Raw genomic sequence first — 16,841 nt, forward strand, 5'->3', positions numbered from 1 at the left:
CATGCTCAAAAACACCCTGGCACTGCTTGCCGGCCTGGTACTGAGTGGTTCCGCTTTTCTGGCTCAGGCCACTGAAACCTTGCGCGTCAGCGCGATTCCCGATGAAGCCCCAACCGAGCTGCTGCGCAAGTTCAAGCCGCTGGGCGCTTATCTTGAGCAGCAATTGGGCATGAAGGTGGAGTTTGTGCCGGTGGCCGACTACCCGGCGGTCGTCGAGGCTTTGGCCAGTGACCGTCTGGACCTCGCCTGGCTTGGCGGTTTCACCTTCGTCCAGGTTCACCTGAAAAGCCCTGGTGCCACGCCGCTGGTACAGCGCGAGCAGGATGCCCGGTTCACCAGCAAATTCATCACGGCCGACCCTCAGGTCAAACAGTTGTCTGACCTCAAGGGCAAGACCTTTGCCTTTGGCTCGGTATCGTCCACCTCCGGTAGCCTGATGCCGCGTTACTTCATGCTCAAGGACGGCATCAAGCCAGAAACCTTCTTCAGTCGCGTAGCGTATTCCGGTGCCCATGACGCCACGGCTGCCTGGGTGCAGGCGGGCAAGGTCGACGGCGGTGTGCTCAACGCCAGTGTGTGGGACAAACTGGTGGCCGCTGGCAAGGTCGATACCAGCAAGGTACACGTGTTCGCCACGACGCCTACGTACTTCGACTACAACTGGACCGTGCGTGGCAGCCTTGACCCGGCGCTGGCGCAGAAGATCAAGGCGGCGTTCCTGGCCCTTGATCCGGCCAACCCCGAGCACAAGGCCATTCTTGATTTGCAGGCGGCTACCCGTTTCATCGAAACGCGCCCGGAGAACTATGCGGGTATTGAAGAGGCCGCTCGGGCTGCTGAACTGCTGAAATGACGATCCGACTGACCGGGGCCTGCCTCAACCATGGTGCGCTGCAAGCACTGCGTGACCTGAACCTGACCATCGAGGCCGGCGAGCAGGTGGCGATTATTGGCCCCTCGGGTGCTGGCAAGTCGAGCTTGCTGCACCTGATCGCCACCGCCACCAAACCAGGCAGCGGCGAGCTGGAGGTGCTCGGCCAGCGGCCCTGGCACCTCTCGGCGCGGCTGAGGCAAAAGCTGCGTACACGCCTGGGGCTGATTCATCAGGTGCCACCCTTGCCGCCGCGTCAGCGGGTGGTCACCACCGTACTGGCCGGCCGGCTGGGGCAGTGGGGGACCCTGCGTGGGCTGCTCAGCCTGTTGCGGCCCGTCGATGTGGCCGGCGCGCGCGCCGTGCTGTCGAGCCTGGACCTGGCGGACAAACTGTTCGTGCAGTGCCAACAACTCTCCGGCGGGCAATTGCAGCGAGTTGGCATCGCCCGGGTGCTGTACCAGCAGCCGGACCTGCTGCTGGCCGATGAGCCGGTCTCGGCGATGGACCCGGTGCTCGCTGCGCATAGCCTGGCGACCCTGTGCAGCTACGCCAGCGTACGGGGTATTACCCTGGTCGCCAGCCTGCATGCGGTAGACCTGGCATTGGCCCACTTCGCGCGAGTGATCGGCATTCGTGAAGGCCGTCTGGTGTTTGACAAGCCGGCGACTGAAGTGACCGAGGACTTGCTTGATGCTTTGTACGCCAATGAGCAACTGACCTCGCCGGTTCAGCCCGTTGCGCCGCTGACCCTGCAGATTCCCCGATGCTGAGTCGTGACCTGCGCGACCCGGCAACCGCGCCACGGCTGTTGCTGACCCTGCTGGCGCTGGCACTGCTCTGGCCGGGGCTGCACCTGAGCGAACTCGACCTCGGTGTGTTGTTTCAGGCCGACAGCCGTCGTCAGATCGGCAGCTTCGTCAGCGCTTTCTGGCCGCCGGCTCATGACCAGGCGTTCCTTGAGTTGCTATGGGACGCCACGCTGCAAACCCTCGCCGTTGCCACGGCGGGCATGACCCTGGCCTTGCTCCTGGCGGTCCCGGCCAGCCTGCTGGCCAGCCGCGCGTTGTCGTTGTCCGCAGCCTCCCGGGGCGGGCGCCCCAGTGCACTGGCTGTGGCACTGCGCTGGCCGGTGCGTGCGCTCATGGTGTTTCTGCGCAGTGTGCCGGAAATTGTCTGGGCGTTGCTGTTCGTAAGGGCCGTGGGCCTGGGGCCGACTGCGGGCGTGCTGGCTATCGCCATTACTTACAGCGGCATGTTGGGCAAAGTCTATGCGGAGATTTTCGAGTCGGTCGATCAGCGGCCTGCCCATGCGTTGCTGCAAGCTGGCAGCACGCGTCTTGGGGCCTTTTTCTACGGTATTTTGCCCTGTGCGGGTACAGAGCTGGTGTCGTACACCATCTACCGCTGGGAGTGCGCGATTCGGGCTTCGGTGGTGATGGGGTTTGTCGGTGCTGGCGGGCTGGGCCAGCAGATCGATTTGTCGATGCGCATGTTTGCTGGCGCGGAAGTGGCCAGTATGTTGCTGACGTTCCTGGTGCTGGTCTGGCTGGCCGATCAACTCAGTGGCTTGCTGCGCAGGAGGCTGGCATGAGGCGCCTGATCAACCTGCTGGTGCTGTTTGCGGTATTGGCCGCGATCGTGTCGTCGTTTGCTTACTTGAGCCTGGATCTGTGGGCGCTGGTGGGTGAGGGCGGGGCGGGCAAGATGGGGGAGTACGCGGCGCGTTTCCTCGCTCCTGATACCAGTCGCGAGCACCTGCAGGCCGTTGCGCGAGGTGCGCTGGAAACACTGGCCATTTCGGGTGTAGGCACGTTGTTGGCGGCGGCACTGGGCCTGCTTCTGGCACTGCCTGCGGCCGGATTGTTCGGCGGGGCCCTGCGTGGGCTCGCACGGCTGCTGCTCAATGCCTTGCGGGCGATACCCGAACTGGTCTGGGCAGTGTTGATGGTATTGGCCGCAGGGCTTGGGCCAAATGCCGGTACCCTGGCGCTGGCCTTGCACACGGCGGGTGTGCTGGGCCGGCTGTATGCTGAAGCCTTCGAGAACACACCCACTGCAGCGGCCCAGGCCATTCGCTTGCAGGGCGGCAGCCAGGTTTCGGCGTTCTGCTACGGCATGCTGCCCAACCTTTGGCCGCAACTGTTGGCCTACACCCTGTACCGCTGGGAAAACAACATCCGCATGGCTGCGGTACTGGGTTTCGTTGGTGCCGGAGGGCTGGGCCAGATGCTGTACATGACGCTCAGCCTGTTCCAGGAGTCGCGGGCCAGCACCGTGATCATCGCCATGCTGGCGCTGGTGTTGATCGTCGACGCGGTGAGTGACCGCATTCGCCAGCGTTGGGTGCTCAACTGATGTAGGGTGTTCTCCGTCGCCTTGGCCGTGTCGCGGCTAAATGTTTTCGCGTAGGCGCTTCAGCTAATGCCGTCACTGGCTTACCCTAGTGTCTTTTTGGCGCGGCACTGTGCCGAATGCCCTGCCGATGGAGTTCAAGCATGTACCAAGACACAGCCACCGTGACCGTCAGCGCTGAGCAAAGCGCGGGAGAGGTCGAGGCGGTCGACAATGAAAACGTAGCCATTGGCCTGGAAGCAGTGACGGACAACCTGAAGAAGGTGCATTTCACCGGCCAGTTGGCGGCGCCGGATGCACCGACGCATGTGTGCATTACCCTTAAGAACGGGCTGTCCTACTACGGCCCGATTGTTAACGGCCATGCCGAACCGAATGGCGGCTGGCTGGCCTTTGAGTGCGACATGATCGATCCGCAATTGCTGGTTTAATACCGCCTCGGCATCGCCGTGGGCCGACCATGGCGATGCTGTGCAATGGCCGCTAGAAATACTTGAGCCAGGCAATATCGCGGCGTTGAGCCTTCAAGGTCGCAAACCAGCGTACGGCAGGGTATAGCACCACCGCCAGCACCCCGGCGGTCAACCAGATGGCCCAGATGCCATCGAACCCGAAATAGTCCCCCTGGTTCAGCCCAAACAGCGCCACGGCGAGCACATACAGCCCTTTCAGCGCGTACAGATGCAGCAGGTAGAAGAACATTGGCGCCGACCCGAGCACGCTCAAAGGGCCGATGGCCTTGTGTTTCTGGAGGCGCTCGAACGTTAGCAGCAGCAACAGGCCAAGGCTCAGGGTCAGGGCAAGGAAGAGCAGGGATGGCGGGTACTTGGTGATGTTGAAGAAGCTCATCAACGTATGCAACGGAGCCTCGCCGGCCGTCCAGGGGCGTTCGCCGTAGCCATTGAGCAGGCGCAAGACAACAAAGCCAATTAAACCGAGGCTTGCCCAGCCTAGCAGTTTGCGTTGGCGTGCAGCCGGCGTTGCACTGCGTGCGAACCAGGGGCCGATGGCATAGCCCAGGCCGATGACGCCAATCCACGGCAGCACGGGATAAGAGGTGCGCAACCGCAGGGTATCCGACAGCTCGATCCAGCCGCGATCATGCAAAATCGCCCACGGCACGTGCAGCGCCGTCCCATCCGGGAAGTGCAGCGGGTCGAGCAGGTTGTGGCCGACAATGATCAGCAGGCTCAAACCCAGCAGTATCTGCCGCGGCAGCCAGACCAGGGCTGACAAGGCGATCATGCTCAGGCCAATCGCCCAGATGACCTGCAGGTAGATAACCGTGGGTGGCAACTGGAACGTCCAGGCGAAGTTGACCAGGGTGAACTCCAGTACCAGCAGAAACAGCCCACGCTTGAACAGAAAACCGCTCACATCGCCTTTACCGGCGTACTTTTCACCGAACAGGTAAGCCGACAGCCCGGTCAGCAAGACAAACACAGGCGCACACAGGTGGGCCAGGGTCCGGCTGACGAACAGCGCAGGCTCTGTCACCGTTATGTCCATCGGGTCGGACACTTGTCGATGGAGCAGGAAGGTCTCCCGGACGTGGTCCAGCAACATGAAGAGCATGACCAGCCCCCTCAAGGCATCAATCGAGAGCAACCGGTTGGCAGTGGCAGTGGTCGTGGTGTGAGCAGGAGCAGGGGTCATGGGTCGTTCGCAATGCGGGGTTGTTAGGCATTTATCTGGTTACTCTATAACATTGCCTATGAGAATAAAAATCTTTACCTCGCCGGGTTTTCGCACTATTGGGACGTACGTGCCTTGATTTACGCGGCTTCAGGGCCTTGAAGGGCGCCAGTAAACCCATTTTAAATATGGTTTTAGCTCAGGCCGCCTTATACAATGTCGACCGCCCGCAGCTGACGGTATCCATGCTGCTATCGGAAACACAGCCTGATTGTGCCTATGACCTATCCGAGCAGTTCTTCTCCGACACTCCCTGCTACAGACCGTCAGCCTCGTGACAGCAACCACCTGACCATGGTCGTTGTCCTCGGCGTTGCGCTGCTCGCCATATGGTTTGCGCCGCCGGCCGTGCATGGCAGTGCCGACTGGTTCCCGGTGGCGGTGCACGCGATTTGTGAGATCTTTGCGATCACGGTCGCGGTACTGGTGTTCGCGGTTACCTGGCATAGCTACCGGGCAGGGCAGCCCAGTAACCTGTTGCTGCTCGGTTGTGCGTTTCTCTCTATTGCGCTGCTTGATCTCGCCCATGTGCTGTCCTACAAGGGCATGCCCATGTTCGTTACCCCGGCGTCCCCTGAAAAAGCGATTGATTTCTGGTTGGTGTCGCGTCTACTGATCGCAGCGACATTATTGCTGATCTCGATTCGCCCATGGCGTCCGTTGACCAGCCGTACTCCGCGCTTGCCAATGCTGCTTGCGGCATTGACGATGGTGGCGATGGTTTATGTCCTCGGTCTGTTTTTTCCCGAAGTCTGGCCGAGTACCTTCATTGAGGGCAGCGGTCTCACACCGTTCAAGATCGCCATGGAGTGGGCCATCATCGGCTTGCTGGCCATTGCAGCAGCGCGCTTTTGGCAGGCGCGGTATAACCATTCCTTCGACGCTAATGGCCTGCTGGCCGCCGCGCTGATCTCCATTCTTGCGGAGCTGTGCTTCACCGCCTATCACAACGTCAACGGGCTCTACAGCCTGACCGGGCACCTGTACAAGGTCCTCTCGTACTGCCTGATCTACCGCATTGTGTTTGTTTCAAGCGTGCGCGAACCCTACGAGCGTCTTGCTGTAGAAATCGCCGACCGCCAGGCTGCCGAGAAGCGCATCGAGGTCATGTCGTTCTACGATACGCTGACCGGCCTGCCTAATCTGGCATTGCTGCAAGACCGGACGCTGCAGGCGCTGGTCAGTATGCGGGGTGACGACCACCCGGTCGTCTTGCTCTTTCTGGATGTCGATGCGTTCAAGCTGGTCAACGATTCCCTGGGCCACGCCCACGGCGATGATTTGCTGCGGGCAATAGGTGAGCGCTTGCGTGAAGGGTTGCCAGCGACGGCTACCGTGTGTCGCTATGGTGGTGATGAGTTTGCTGTACTGCTGACTGGCCCGGTGAATGCCGATGACATTGCCAAGGTACCGCAAACCATTCTCGACCTGCTGGCTGCGCCCTTCCGGATTGCCGGGCAGGCAATCTCAACCTCAGTGTCTATCGGCGTCGCCCTGGCCCCTCACGATGGCGAAGCACCGGCTGAATTGCTGCGTAATGCTGAAACAGCCATGTACAAGGCCAAGCAGGCCGGCCGCAAGACCTGGCGCTTCTACAGCGCTGCCATGAACCTGGAGGTCAGTGAGCGCCTGCAACTGCTCAACAGCCTGCGCCAGGCCATCGACCAGCATGAGTTGACGCTGCATTACCAGTTGCAGTTCGAACTCGGCAGCGGTCGTATTGTCGGTGCCGAAGCGCTGGTACGCTGGGAGCATCCAACCCAAGGGCTGATTTCGCCAGACCGTTTCATTACCGCGGCTGAAGAAAGCGGGTTGATCGTGCCAATGGGCGACTGGATTATCCAGCAGGCCTGTCGGCAGGCCGCACAATGGCGGGCCAGTGGGCTGGATATTCCAAGGGTCGCGGTCAACCTGTCGCCCGTGCAACTGCACCACCATTCGCTGGAAGCGGTAATCAAGCAGGCGCTGAGCGATGCCGGCTTGCCAGCGTCGGCACTGGAACTGGAGCTGACGGAGTCGAGCCTGATCGAAGACACCGAGCAGGTACTGGCGACGCTGATCAGCCTTAAATCCTATGGCATCAAGCTGTCTATCGACGATTTCGGCACCGGCTATTCCTCGCTGGCGTACTTGCGTCGGCTGCCGGTAGACACGCTCAAGATCGACCAGTCCTTTGTGCGCGGTATGACCAGCGCCGCCGATGGCCACGCCATCGTCGAAGCGATCATCCAGATGGCGCGCTCGCTGGGGCTGGAAACCCTGGCCGAAGGTATCGAAGATCAATGCACCGCCGACGAACTGCTACGGCTGGGCTGCGAGCTGGGCCAGGGGTACCTGTTGGCACGCCCGGTGCCAGCGATAGTGATACCGGCACTGGCAGGGCGCCTGCGCGGTTGAGCGTGGGTTTGCTCTGGTTCCCCTCATCATCGGTGAGCCGTGCAGCAGGTCAGCGGCGTAAAGACGGGTTATCATGTCGGCGCCCAGCGCCAACGTCTCAGGCCATGGGCATGCCTTAGTCCCGGAGTTCGAAACGCAATGTTCACTGTCACCCGCCTTGAAAGCCCACCCCCCGAGGCGATCAGAAGCCAGATCATGCAGATGGTCGTCGATTACGTCACGGACATCAGCGCGGTGGCCATTGCGCCGAGCAACCCGCTCTACCGGCTTTACCAATACGGCGTTGGCTACGAGGTTCATCTTTATCTAGAGGCGATGGACGGTTCCAGGGGAATGCCTGTCGAGCTGATCGTGGCCCTGGATGCCGACGACCCGGCAACGGTTGTCGGCTTTCTGCTGTACCTGCCCGCGACGGGTGATCCCGAGGCGTGCTCGGTCGCCTATATGGCCGTGCCGCTCAGCCACCGGCGTCAGGGGATTGCCCGGGCGATGGTGCAGGCCATGCTGAGTCGCTACCCACATGCCGAGTTGGCGTGCTTTACCGCTAAAGTGCCGTGCTTTGAGTCGATGGGGTTTCAGGTCATCGGCGTGCGTGGCCCGCAAGTACTGATGAACACCCGTGACCACAGCACCCACGGGCATGTGGCGGTGCTGGATGTAGCGCCGATTTACCGTTCCGTGGAGGTACGCCAGATACACACCTATCTGCTTCAGCAACAGGGCAAGAAAGCGATGGTGGAAGCGGAAAAGCAGCGTGACCGGCACCTCGATCAACTGACCCGCCAGGCGCGTGCCTTTGTGCAGCAGGCCGGGATATCCGTATAAACGCAAGCGGCTACAGGTAGGCGGCAATATCCACCTCGTCGATCAGCGCCGGGGGCATGTAGCGTTCGGCGTATTGACGATAGATACCCGAGCGCAGGAACAGCGCGAACAGCTCCGCGTCGATGTGCTGATCCTTGCGCATGAAGCCCATGATCCTGATCGCCTCGGACAGGGTCTTGCCCTGTTTGTAGGGGCGGTCGACGGCGGTGAGCGCCTCAAAGATATCGGCAATCGCCATCATCCTGGCAGGCACACTCATCTGCTCGCGTGTCAGGCCCTTGGGGTAGCCGGTACCGTCCATTTTCTCGTGATGGCCACCGGCGATCTCCGGCACGCGCCGCAGGTGCCGTGGGAACGGCAGCTTCTCCAGCATGATCAGGGTCTGGATGATGTGTTCGTTGATCTTGTAGCGTTCTTCCTCGACAAGGGTGCCTCGGCCAATGCTGAGGTTGTAGAGCTCGCCGCGGTTGTACAGATGTTCGGGCACCTTGACCTTGAAGCCCCAAGGGTTGTCGGCAGGCATCTGTTCGCGCGGCCCGCGAGGGAAAATGTGTTCGGGTTTGTCGGCCAGTAGCGGCTCGTCGACGGGCAGTGCCGGCTCCGGGTTGAGGTTCTTGCGCGCTTTCTCCTCATGGGAAATCCCAAGGCGATCGGACAGGGTACGCCGCCAGGTGCGCGCGGCGATGCGCTGTAGCCGCTCGACCCGCTCCGGGGCCATGAACTCGCCGCCTTCATTGCACTGGGCAACGAAGGCGAATTCCTCGTCCAGCTCATGCAACTGCTCAGCCAGTGCGGCCTGCAGCAAATCGCTATCGCCACCCGCCGCGATTGCCTGCCAGCAGGCCAGTTCTGCGTCGCGCTTGAGCACTTCAAAGCGCATGCGTATTTCATGGATACGATCGTGCAGGGTTTCCAGTTTGGTTGCCTTGTCCACCACGTACTCCGGCGTCGTGACTTTGCCGCAGTCGTGCAGCCAGGCGGCAATGTGCAGTTCCTCCCACTGTTCTTCAGTCAGGTTGAAGGTAGCGAAAGGCCCGCTGCGTTCGGCACAGGCGGCGCGTGCGAGCATCTTGGTCAGCTCAGGCACACGTTGGCAGTGCCCGCCGGTGTAGGGGCTCTTGGCATCAATGGCCCCGGCGATCAACTGAATGAAGGCTTCCAGCAGAACCTTCTGCTCATCGATCAGGCGCTGGGTGTTCAGCGCCACCGCCGAGGTTGTGGACAGTGCCTCGACAAAGGCCATCAATTCCGGGCTCAGCGGGTGATGCTGCTCGTTGACCAGCAGCGCCAGTGCGCCAAGCAGATCGCCTGCCCGGCTCTTCAGCGGTAGTACCCACAATGACAAGGGCTGATCGATGTTGCTGAACGGCGGAAAGTTGCGCTGCAACTCATCAGCCGACACTGCGCAGGGTGTGGCCGTGCGCATGGCCCGTACCACGGGATGATCATGGGCCACGGCAAGCTCGATATCACTGCCAGGCGCTGCGTCGAACGGGCCGTTTCGGCAGTGAACACGGGCCAGTTGCAGACGAGTGGCATCAGCATCTGCCAGGTAGATCAGGCTGACCTCGGCGCTGGTGATCTCCTGCATTTCACGTACCAGATGGGCCAGCAGCCGCTGGAAGTTGGTCTCGCTGGAGAGGGCAATCGATAACTCAAGGAAGCGGTGAATGGTGTTTTTCATGCTGCCCATGGCGCGAGACAGGTCGACCACCTCGGCAATCTGCGACTCTACCTCGATGGGCTCGTCGAAGTTGAAGTGCTCGATTTTTTCTGCTTCGGCGGTCAAGGCTTGCAGGGGTTTGGACGCCAGGCGCGCCATGGCCAGGGCCATCAGTACACCAAGGACCAGCAAGGCCAAGGCAATCAGCATGCCGCGGTTGCGCAGTGCGATGGCGTCTGCCAGCAGCTCACGGTAGGGCGCCGCCATCAACAGTGTCAGGGTCTGTCCGCCGACCGTGGGCAGGGCAATGCGGATACCTTGCCAGTCGTCGCCAGCAGCCTGAAAGCTCAGGCCGTCTTCTGTGCGCTCGTTCAGTGTGCTGACCAAGCGTTGCAGTATCGGCGCCTGCAACTCATCCAGGCGGGGTAAACGCAGTTTGCCAGCGCCGTCATCAAGCATCTGCGGTGCACCTTTTTGCCAGCTGAGCACTTCGCCCATGGCGTTGAGCAGGGCGATGCGGCTGTCCGGGGTGGCTTTAAGCTCCAGCATCAGTGCGTTCAGCGAGCTTAGGGTGATGTCTGCCCCCGCAACGCCGCTGCCATTCTCGGTGGGATGGGCAAAGGACACGCCGGGCTGTCCAGTGGAGAAAAACACGTACGGATCGGTGACGTAGAGATCACCGTGCTGTTTAGCGGCGATAAACCACTGACGGCCGCGCGGGTCGTAGCGGTAGTCCGGCCGTGCTCGTCGCTCTATCACCTGAAAGTCCTGACCGATGAACAGATGCTCACCCAATGGCTGACCGTCGATCACCTGAATACTCTGCACGATCCAGCGTGTCCCGGCGGGAGGGTTGAACAGCGGAACCAATGCGGCTTCATTGCGCCACGGACGAATCATGAAAAAATCACCGGTGTCGTAGCCCATGTACAAGGAAGTCAATGCGGGCTGACTATCCAGGGCGGCGGCCAGAAACTGCAGGCTATCCAAGCGTGCCTCGAGCGTCTGCGCACGCATCAGGCGCTGATGGGCCAGTAATGACACCGTACTCACCGTGGGCCGGTAGAGGGCGTCCAGTTCGGAAATGGCGAGCTGACGGACCAGTTCAAAGTGTTTTTTCGCGCCACTGACCATCTGTTCGCGGTTCTGCAGAAACTGATAGCCGTTGCTGAGAATGGCGAAGGTCAGCAGCAGGCCAACGAACAGGTAGGCAATGTGGACATAAAGTGGAATTCGACGCGATGGCATCGCACGCTTCCCTGTCAGCGATAGGAGATTGGACTATAGGCGCTGATGATCAAGGTTGCCGCCATGTCGCATAGAACAAGGTGAGCAGGTGGCGAAATCTGTGGCCCAATGCTTGATGTCTGTCATGGCGACATGGGCATAGAGCTGCGAGACTGAGGTGGATGAACGGCCTGCCTCCCGGAGAAACCATGCAGATTCTCGATAAACGCCAGGCCATGAGCACGTGGCCATTATTGCACCTGGGTTTTCGGCCCTTTTTTCTGCTTGGCAGTACCTTGGCCGCCCTGGCCGTGCCCCTCTGGGTTTTCGCCTTGCTGGGGGATGGCATTACAGCGCAGCCCCTGGGCGGTTGGCTGGCCTGGCATCGACATGAACTGGTCTTCGGTTTTGCCGGAGCGATCATTGCCGGTTTTCTGCTGACTGCGGTACAGACCTGGACGGGGCGCCCCGGCCTGTCTGGCAAGTCCTTGGGCGTGCTGGTGGTGATCTGGTTGGCGGCTCGGCTGGCATGGTGGACGGGGTCGCCACCGTTGCTGATGACGGCCAACCTGATGTTCTTTGCCTGTGTGGCCCTGGTCATGGCGTATCAGTTGTGGGCGGTACGGCAAACCCGTAACTATCCGATTGTTGCGGTCCTGGTGTTGCTGTTGGGGGCCGACCTGTTGACGCAGCTCGGGCTGCAGCAGGCAAACGACGGTTGGCAGCGCCAAGGCGTCTGGGCGGCAGTGTGGCTGGTCGCCGCCATGATGGGGTTGATCGGCGGGCGGGTGATTCCATTCTTCACCCAACGGGGGCTCGGGCGTGCGGCTGCCGTTCAGCCTTGGGCCTGGCTGGACTGGGCGTTGCTGATTGTCACGGTTTCGCTGGCGATCCTGTATGCGTCGGGGCTTGCGCTGCAGGTGCACGCCTGGCTGGGGTTGGTCTTTATTGCCTTGGCCGCGGGGCATGGTATTCGTCTGTTGCGCTGGTTTGATCGTGGCCTGCTGAAGGAGCCGTTGTTGTGGTCACTGCATGTGGCGTATGCCTGGTTGGCAATGGCCTGCTTTGGCATGGCGCTCTGGCATTTCGGCCTGCTCGGCAGTGTAAGCCTGGCGTTGCATGCGTTCACGGTCGGCGCCTTGGGCGGGTTGATCCTGGCCATGTTGGCGCGTGTCTCGCTGGGGCATACCGGGCGTCCTCTGGTGCTGCCACAGGGGTTTGCCTGGGCATTCGTATTGCTCAACCTGGGCAGCCTGTTTCGCGTATTGGCGGTCAGTTTCTGGCACCAGCCGGCACTTTGGCTGGCGGCTGCCTGCTGGGCGGGGGCGTTTGCCCAGTACCTTTTCTGCTATGCGCCCATGCTCTGGCGCACGCGTGCTGATGGTCACCCAGGCTGATGGAGACGCTATGAGTTACCTGTTGTTGAAGTTTATCCACCTGACGGCGGCAGCCTTTTTCATTGGCGGTGTTTTTTTTGAGGTGATGATCCTCAGTCGGGTGACCCGACAACTTGAGCAGGCCCCGCGCGAGCAGTTGTCCAAAGCCTTGGGCCTGCGTGCGCGCAGTGTCATGCGCTGGGTGATACCGGTGCTTTACGGTGCAGGCCTGGGGTTGGCCTGGCAGTATCGCGCGGTGCTGCACAATCCCTTGGGCAGCAGCCTCGGGACCATGATGGCGCTGAAAATCGGCCTGGCCCTGAGTATCCTCGTGCAGTTCATCGGCGTGGTGTACCTGATGCGCACCGGCCGCATGACCGCATCACGATCACGGCGGCTCCATCTTAGTGTGCTGTTGCACATGCTCGGCATCCTGTTTCTGGCCAAGGCCATGTTCCTGCTGAACGTGTGATGCCTGGCCTCAGATCTGCTCAAACGCTGGTTTTACAGCGTTTCGAGAAAACGTATCAGTGCCCGGCGTTCATCCATGTCCAGCCCCAGCGGCTTCAGGCGATCACTGGTCTTGGGAAACAGCGGATCGTTTTTCTGTTGCTCGGCCGGTCGTGGTCGAGGCATGCCGCTGTTGTACAGGGCGATGGTGCCCTCCAGGTTGACGAACAGACCATTGTGCATCCACGGTGCGGTCTTGCTGAGCAGGCGCAGTGACGGTGTGCGGAAGGCACCGACATCGTCCACGTTGCCAGTCACTTCGTAGCGTCCGAGGTCTTGATACTTGCGGCCGTAATAGGTCAGCCCCAGGTTGTGGAACTGATCGTCGCTCAGGCTCGGGCCGAAGTGGCAGTTCATGCAGCGAGCCTGGGTACGGAACAGGTGCAGGCCATGCAGTTGCTCGTCGCTCATGCGTTGTGGTCGACCGCGCAGGAGTTGCTCGAACGCGGTGTTGCGGGTAGCGGTCACCAGTGTGCGCTGGTAGGTGGCGAGTGCCTGCGCAATGCGTTCAGCCGTGACCGTGCCTTTACTGGCGAAGGCCTGATCAAAGAGGCCGGGGTACTCGGCGTCAGCGTTCAGGCGTGAGAGCAGTTCGTCGGTGGTGAACGCCATCTCGACGTGGTCGTTGATGGGGCGTAGTGCCTGGGCCTCAAGGCTGCTGCTGCGACCGTCCCAGAACAAGTGCCGGGTAAAGCCGCTCATCACCACGCTGGGGGCGTTGCGCCGACCGCTTTGACGGTCGTGGCCGAAGGAAACCCGGCGTCCGTCTGCAAACGCCTCGTCGGGTTCGTGGCAGGAGGCGCAGGCGATCTGGCCGGAGCGGGACAGTTTCGGGTCGTTGAACAGACGCTCACCCAAGGCCGCTTTGGCTTGGGTGAAGGGGTTCTCGGGCGGGGAGGAGGCCCGTTCAGGCAAGGGGCCCATTTCTTCCCAGGACACGTCCGGGTCAATCTGCGGTGCGGGCCATTGCGCGACAGGTTGACGGTACAGCTGGCCGATACAGGCTTGATAGGCGCGCAGTGTTCCTGCTACGGCTTCGCAGGGTTCGGCGGCATCGGCTGGGTCGGCAGCCAGCGGCAAGGCCATGAGCCAGGCCGCAGTCAGGAAGGTGCGCCTGAGCGGTCGCTTCATGTCAAACGGGCGTCCATCTGCAGGTGCGTTCAAAACCGGTACCCCACTTCAACCATGAACTGGCGGCCCACCTCGTAAGTGGCAATGTCGTCACTGTCTGTGTTGCTGACAATGGCTTTATCCAGCAGGTTGCTCACGTCCAGATTGACGAACAGTGCCTGATCCTTGGCAGTAGGCAGTTCCCAGGCCAGTCGGGTGTCCCAGGTCAGTGCGGCGGCATAATCGGTTTCTTCCCAGACGCGTACCTGCTGGCCGTTGTAAGCGACCGTTTCACCGGTGCCGGCAATGCGCCGGTAGCCATCGCGGTAACGCAGGAAGTTGCCCCATTTCAGGTTAAGTTGGGGGATCTCAGTGAGGGTAGTCAGGCGTACGGTCCAGGGCCGGTTGTAGTTCTCGGCAGGGCGGTCCGAATAGTTCATGAAGGTGCCCTGGTACTGAATGATGGGATCGTCGACATACAGCAGGCCAATGCTGGTGGTGTAATCGGACAACCCTGAGCTTTGCACTTCGGTCCAGTCGAGCGCCAGCTGGCCACTGCTGCGTGTGCCCCACAAGGCGAAGTTGCGCAGCGGGGTGATGGTCAGAGTGTAGATATCGGACTCGCTCTCACCGCCGTTGTAATAGGTGAAGTAGTTGCTGGCCAGTACCTGGGTATCGGTACTGGGTTGACCAATCTGGGCGCCCCAGGCCCGTGAAATCTGATCATGGCCTTTGCGGTTGACGTACTTCAGCGCGAACTCGGTGTTCCACTGGATGTGTGTCAGGCCCAGGGTCAGCTCATCGTCGTAGGGTACATCCAGTTCGTTGAATTTGGCGCCGTTGGCCACGCGGGACGTGTAGACCCAGTCCGACGTCTGGCTGGCACGTGTGTAGTTGCTCTGCAGGGCCGCAACGCCGTCGCGCAGTCTATAGGCGGAGAGGTTGCGCCCGTAATAACGGTTGGCACCACCGGTGAGTCGGGTCTGGCCGTCGCCAAATACGTCCAGCTCCACCGCCAGGCGAGGGGCAACCGTGGTCGCATTCATGTAGTCATCGGCGTCGACACGTACGCCAGGCCTGACTTTCAAGCGCCCCCAGCGCATGTCGTCCTGAAGGAAGACTGCCCAGGCGCGGGTATCGAAGTCAATTTTGCCTTGGGTGACGGTTTTGGTTTTTGCGTACTGCCCATCCCAGCCGTTGACGGTCTTGCCGATCGAGCACAGCGGGTCGTCGCCAACACAGGTCGAGGTCTTGGTCATCCCTGAAACGGCGTAGCTGGTATAGGGCGAAGAGCGGTCATAGGCTGTTGAACTGTGTGACAGCTCCAGGCCGGTTTGCAGCGTGTGCTCAAGGCTAAAGGTGCGGAAGCTGTTCCAGTCGGCCTTGAGCTTGTAGCTCAGGTTTTTCTGTTCCTGCTCGATGTCACCCAGGCCACCTTCACTGGCTGTGGTCGAGTTGCTCCAGTTCTTGGTGGTCGAAGAGCGCCAGGCGATGAGGTAGTCAGACTCGGACGAGCGGGAGTTTTCCAGTTGGCTCCAGCTCAGGTTCTGCTCGACCCTGGCCAGAGGGGCGTTCCATACCAAGCGTGCTGCGATGCTTTCGCCGCCTGCCGTGGTGTCCCTGGCCGAATACAAGGCATTGTTGCCATAGGTATGCGCTGTTTCCGGCGCGTGGGTCAGGCTGACGTCCAGGCCCCAGTCATCGTTGATCTGCCAGACCGACTTCAAGAAGTAGTTGTCGATGCGGCGCGTCTGCTCTTGCTCCTCACTGGCTTGAGCCGAGTCGTGGCTCAAGGCAAAGGTGCGGGTCGGGATGGTGGAGTCCTTGCGCGAAAAACTGCCCATCAAGCCAAACGTGTCGGTCAGGTGACCTTCCAGGGTGGCGCGGGTGATGACTTTGTCGAACTCCGGCTGATTGCCTGTGCCATATCCTGCCTCGAACTCATCCAGGTCCGGGTCGTCCTTGTCCAGGTGATAACGGGTCCAGGACGAGCGGGTCATTTGAGTCGACACTTTGCCGTGCAGTTCCTTGCTGGGGTTACGGGTATTGGCCTCAATCACCCCGCCATTGAAACCGCCATAGGCGGCCGGCACGTTGCTGTCATAAACCTTGATCTCATCCAGCAGATCAGTGTCCAGTGCCAGCCCCTGGCTGCGGCCTTCAACCTGGTCATAACTGTTGGTTGTCGAACCAGGGTCGATATCGTTGTTTATGCTCATGCCATCGACCACAAACAGGTTCTGCCAGTAACGGGCGCCGTTGATACTGACGTTGGCCGGGCTGATCTCTCCGGGGCTTTTGCCCGAGAGCTGGCCGTCGTCGAACTGCACGCTGGGATTGGTTCGTAGCAGGCTGGTGATGTCGCCGTTACCGCTGGGCAGTGATTCGATGGTTCGTCGGTCGATGGTCCTGTCCGCCTGATACTCAGCGGCCTGGCCATTGACGCGGGTGCTGTCCAACTGCAGCACATCGACCGCATCGCGCCTATGGATCGAGACGGCGTTGTCTGCGCTGTGTTGCCAGGCAAGGTTACTGTCGGTGAGCAGTTGCGCCAGTGCCTGTTCGAGGCTGATTTGGCCCTTGACTCTCCCTGAGGATAGCCCTTGCAGCAGTGCGCTTTCGACGCTGACCTGCACGCCCGATTGTTGGGCAAACAGCATCAGCGCGTTGCCCAGTGAGCCGGCAGGTATGTCGAACGAATAGGTGCGGTATGCCGAGGGTGCCAGCAGCTCCGTGGTGGCCGCTGTGGGCGCGCTGTGCGCCAGGTATGGCAGCGCCATCAGCAGGGCGAGCACACTGGATTTGGGCAAGA

The 16,841-nt window shown here is 61.0% G+C and carries 13 protein-coding genes; 9 read left to right on the forward strand and 4 right to left on the reverse strand.

The window, feature by feature from the left end; translation table 11 throughout:
- Position 1: 1 nt before the first annotated feature.
- From UIA24_RS16345 to UIA24_RS16365, 5 genes are all read left to right on the forward strand, one after another.
- Positions 2–853 (forward strand): putative selenate ABC transporter substrate-binding protein, encoded by an 852-nt coding sequence (locus UIA24_RS16345; RefSeq protein ID WP_065757636.1) that lies wholly within the window; start codon positions 2–4, stop codon positions 851–853.
- Positions 850–1,644, forward strand: coding sequence for a phosphonate ABC transporter ATP-binding protein (locus tag UIA24_RS16350; protein ID WP_330523321.1), 795 nt, complete (start codon positions 850–852; stop codon positions 1,642–1,644). The genes UIA24_RS16345 and UIA24_RS16350 overlap by 4 nt, the downstream gene beginning before the upstream one ends.
- Positions 1,638–2,465, forward strand: a complete 828-nt coding sequence (locus UIA24_RS16355) for a PhnE/PtxC family ABC transporter permease (RefSeq protein WP_330523322.1) — start codon at positions 1,638–1,640, stop codon at positions 2,463–2,465. Before UIA24_RS16350 ends, UIA24_RS16355 begins: the two co-directional genes overlap by 7 nt.
- Positions 2,462–3,229: a phosphonate ABC transporter, permease protein PhnE gene (gene phnE, locus UIA24_RS16360; RefSeq protein WP_099775052.1), complete on the forward strand. Its 768-nt coding sequence runs from the start codon at positions 2,462–2,464 to the stop codon at positions 3,227–3,229. Before UIA24_RS16355 ends, phnE begins: the two co-directional genes overlap by 4 nt.
- Before the next feature lie 140 nt (positions 3,230–3,369).
- The gene (locus tag UIA24_RS16365) at positions 3,370–3,657 is read left to right on the forward strand and encodes a hypothetical protein (protein WP_065757632.1); all 288 of its coding nucleotides are present in this window, start codon (positions 3,370–3,372) and stop codon (positions 3,655–3,657) included.
- Positions 3,658–3,709: 52 nt separating this feature from the next.
- Here UIA24_RS16365 and UIA24_RS16370 read toward each other — a convergent pair whose 3' ends face one another.
- Positions 3,710–4,882, reverse strand: coding sequence for a DUF1624 domain-containing protein (locus tag UIA24_RS16370; protein WP_330523323.1), 1,173 nt, complete (start codon positions 4,880–4,882; stop codon positions 3,710–3,712).
- Positions 4,883–5,140: 258 nt separating this feature from the next.
- Between UIA24_RS16370 and UIA24_RS16375 the strand changes: the two genes are divergently transcribed.
- Positions 5,141–7,318: a putative bifunctional diguanylate cyclase/phosphodiesterase gene (locus UIA24_RS16375; RefSeq protein WP_102051578.1), complete on the forward strand. Its 2,178-nt coding sequence runs from the start codon at positions 5,141–5,143 to the stop codon at positions 7,316–7,318.
- Positions 7,319–7,456: 138 nt separating this feature from the next.
- On the forward strand, positions 7,457–8,143 hold the full coding sequence (locus tag UIA24_RS16380; RefSeq protein ID WP_065757629.1) for a GNAT family N-acetyltransferase: 687 nt from the start codon (positions 7,457–7,459) through the stop codon (positions 8,141–8,143).
- Between the two features lie 10 nt (positions 8,144–8,153).
- Here UIA24_RS16380 and UIA24_RS16385 read toward each other — a convergent pair whose 3' ends face one another.
- Positions 8,154–11,054, reverse strand: coding sequence for an HD domain-containing phosphohydrolase (locus tag UIA24_RS16385; RefSeq protein ID WP_102051580.1), 2,901 nt, complete (start codon positions 11,052–11,054; stop codon positions 8,154–8,156).
- Positions 11,055–11,242: 188 nt separating this feature from the next.
- On the opposite strand from UIA24_RS16385, the gene UIA24_RS16390 reads away from it, so the two are divergent.
- The gene (locus tag UIA24_RS16390; protein ID WP_330523324.1) at positions 11,243–12,430 is read left to right on the forward strand and encodes an NnrS family protein; all 1,188 of its coding nucleotides are present in this window, start codon (positions 11,243–11,245) and stop codon (positions 12,428–12,430) included.
- 10 nt (positions 12,431–12,440) lie between these two features.
- Positions 12,441–12,881, forward strand: coding sequence for a CopD family copper resistance protein (locus UIA24_RS16395; RefSeq protein WP_102051582.1), 441 nt, complete (start codon positions 12,441–12,443; stop codon positions 12,879–12,881).
- A gap of 32 nt (positions 12,882–12,913) precedes the next feature.
- Here the strand turns inward: UIA24_RS16395 and UIA24_RS16400 are convergent, their stop codons facing one another.
- A complete protein-coding gene (locus tag UIA24_RS16400) occupies positions 12,914–14,050 on the reverse strand; it encodes a cytochrome-c peroxidase (RefSeq protein WP_330523326.1) in 1,137 nt (378 codons plus the stop codon).
- Between the two features lie 29 nt (positions 14,051–14,079).
- Positions 14,080–16,839: a TonB-dependent receptor plug domain-containing protein gene (locus tag UIA24_RS16405; RefSeq protein WP_330523327.1), complete on the reverse strand. Its 2,760-nt coding sequence runs from the start codon at positions 16,837–16,839 to the stop codon at positions 14,080–14,082.
- Positions 16,840–16,841 lie beyond the last annotated feature (2 nt).

This window comes from Pseudomonas sp. AL 58, assembly GCF_036348395.1.
Classification (GTDB): Bacteria; Pseudomonadota; Gammaproteobacteria; order Pseudomonadales; family Pseudomonadaceae; genus Aquipseudomonas; species Aquipseudomonas defluvii.

What these genes read in the sequence shown, in the direction of transcription:
- UIA24_RS16345 (WP_065757636.1), top strand. Translation starts at nt 2, where the DNA reads ATGCTCAAAAACACCCTGGCACTGCTTGCCGGCCTGGTACTGAGTGGT.
- UIA24_RS16350 (WP_330523321.1), top strand. Translation starts at nt 850, where the DNA reads ATGACGATCCGACTGACCGGGGCCTGCCTCAACCATGGTGCGCTGCAA.
- UIA24_RS16355 (WP_330523322.1), top strand. Translation starts at nt 1,638, where the DNA reads ATGCTGAGTCGTGACCTGCGCGACCCGGCAACCGCGCCACGGCTGTTG.
- phnE (WP_099775052.1), top strand. Translation starts at nt 2,462, where the DNA reads ATGAGGCGCCTGATCAACCTGCTGGTGCTGTTTGCGGTATTGGCCGCG.
- UIA24_RS16365 (WP_065757632.1), top strand. Translation starts at nt 3,370, where the DNA reads ATGTACCAAGACACAGCCACCGTGACCGTCAGCGCTGAGCAAAGCGCG.
- UIA24_RS16370 (WP_330523323.1), bottom strand. Translation starts at nt 4,882, where the DNA reads ATGACCCCTGCTCCTGCTCACACCACGACCACTGCCACTGCCAACCGG.
- UIA24_RS16375 (WP_102051578.1), top strand. Translation starts at nt 5,141, where the DNA reads ATGACCTATCCGAGCAGTTCTTCTCCGACACTCCCTGCTACAGACCGT.
- UIA24_RS16380 (WP_065757629.1), top strand. Translation starts at nt 7,457, where the DNA reads ATGTTCACTGTCACCCGCCTTGAAAGCCCACCCCCCGAGGCGATCAGA.
- UIA24_RS16385 (WP_102051580.1), bottom strand. Translation starts at nt 11,054, where the DNA reads ATGCCATCGCGTCGAATTCCACTTTATGTCCACATTGCCTACCTGTTC.
- UIA24_RS16390 (WP_330523324.1), top strand. Translation starts at nt 11,243, where the DNA reads ATGCAGATTCTCGATAAACGCCAGGCCATGAGCACGTGGCCATTATTG.
- UIA24_RS16395 (WP_102051582.1), top strand. Translation starts at nt 12,441, where the DNA reads ATGAGTTACCTGTTGTTGAAGTTTATCCACCTGACGGCGGCAGCCTTT.
- UIA24_RS16400 (WP_330523326.1), bottom strand. Translation starts at nt 14,050, where the DNA reads ATGAAGCGACCGCTCAGGCGCACCTTCCTGACTGCGGCCTGGCTCATG.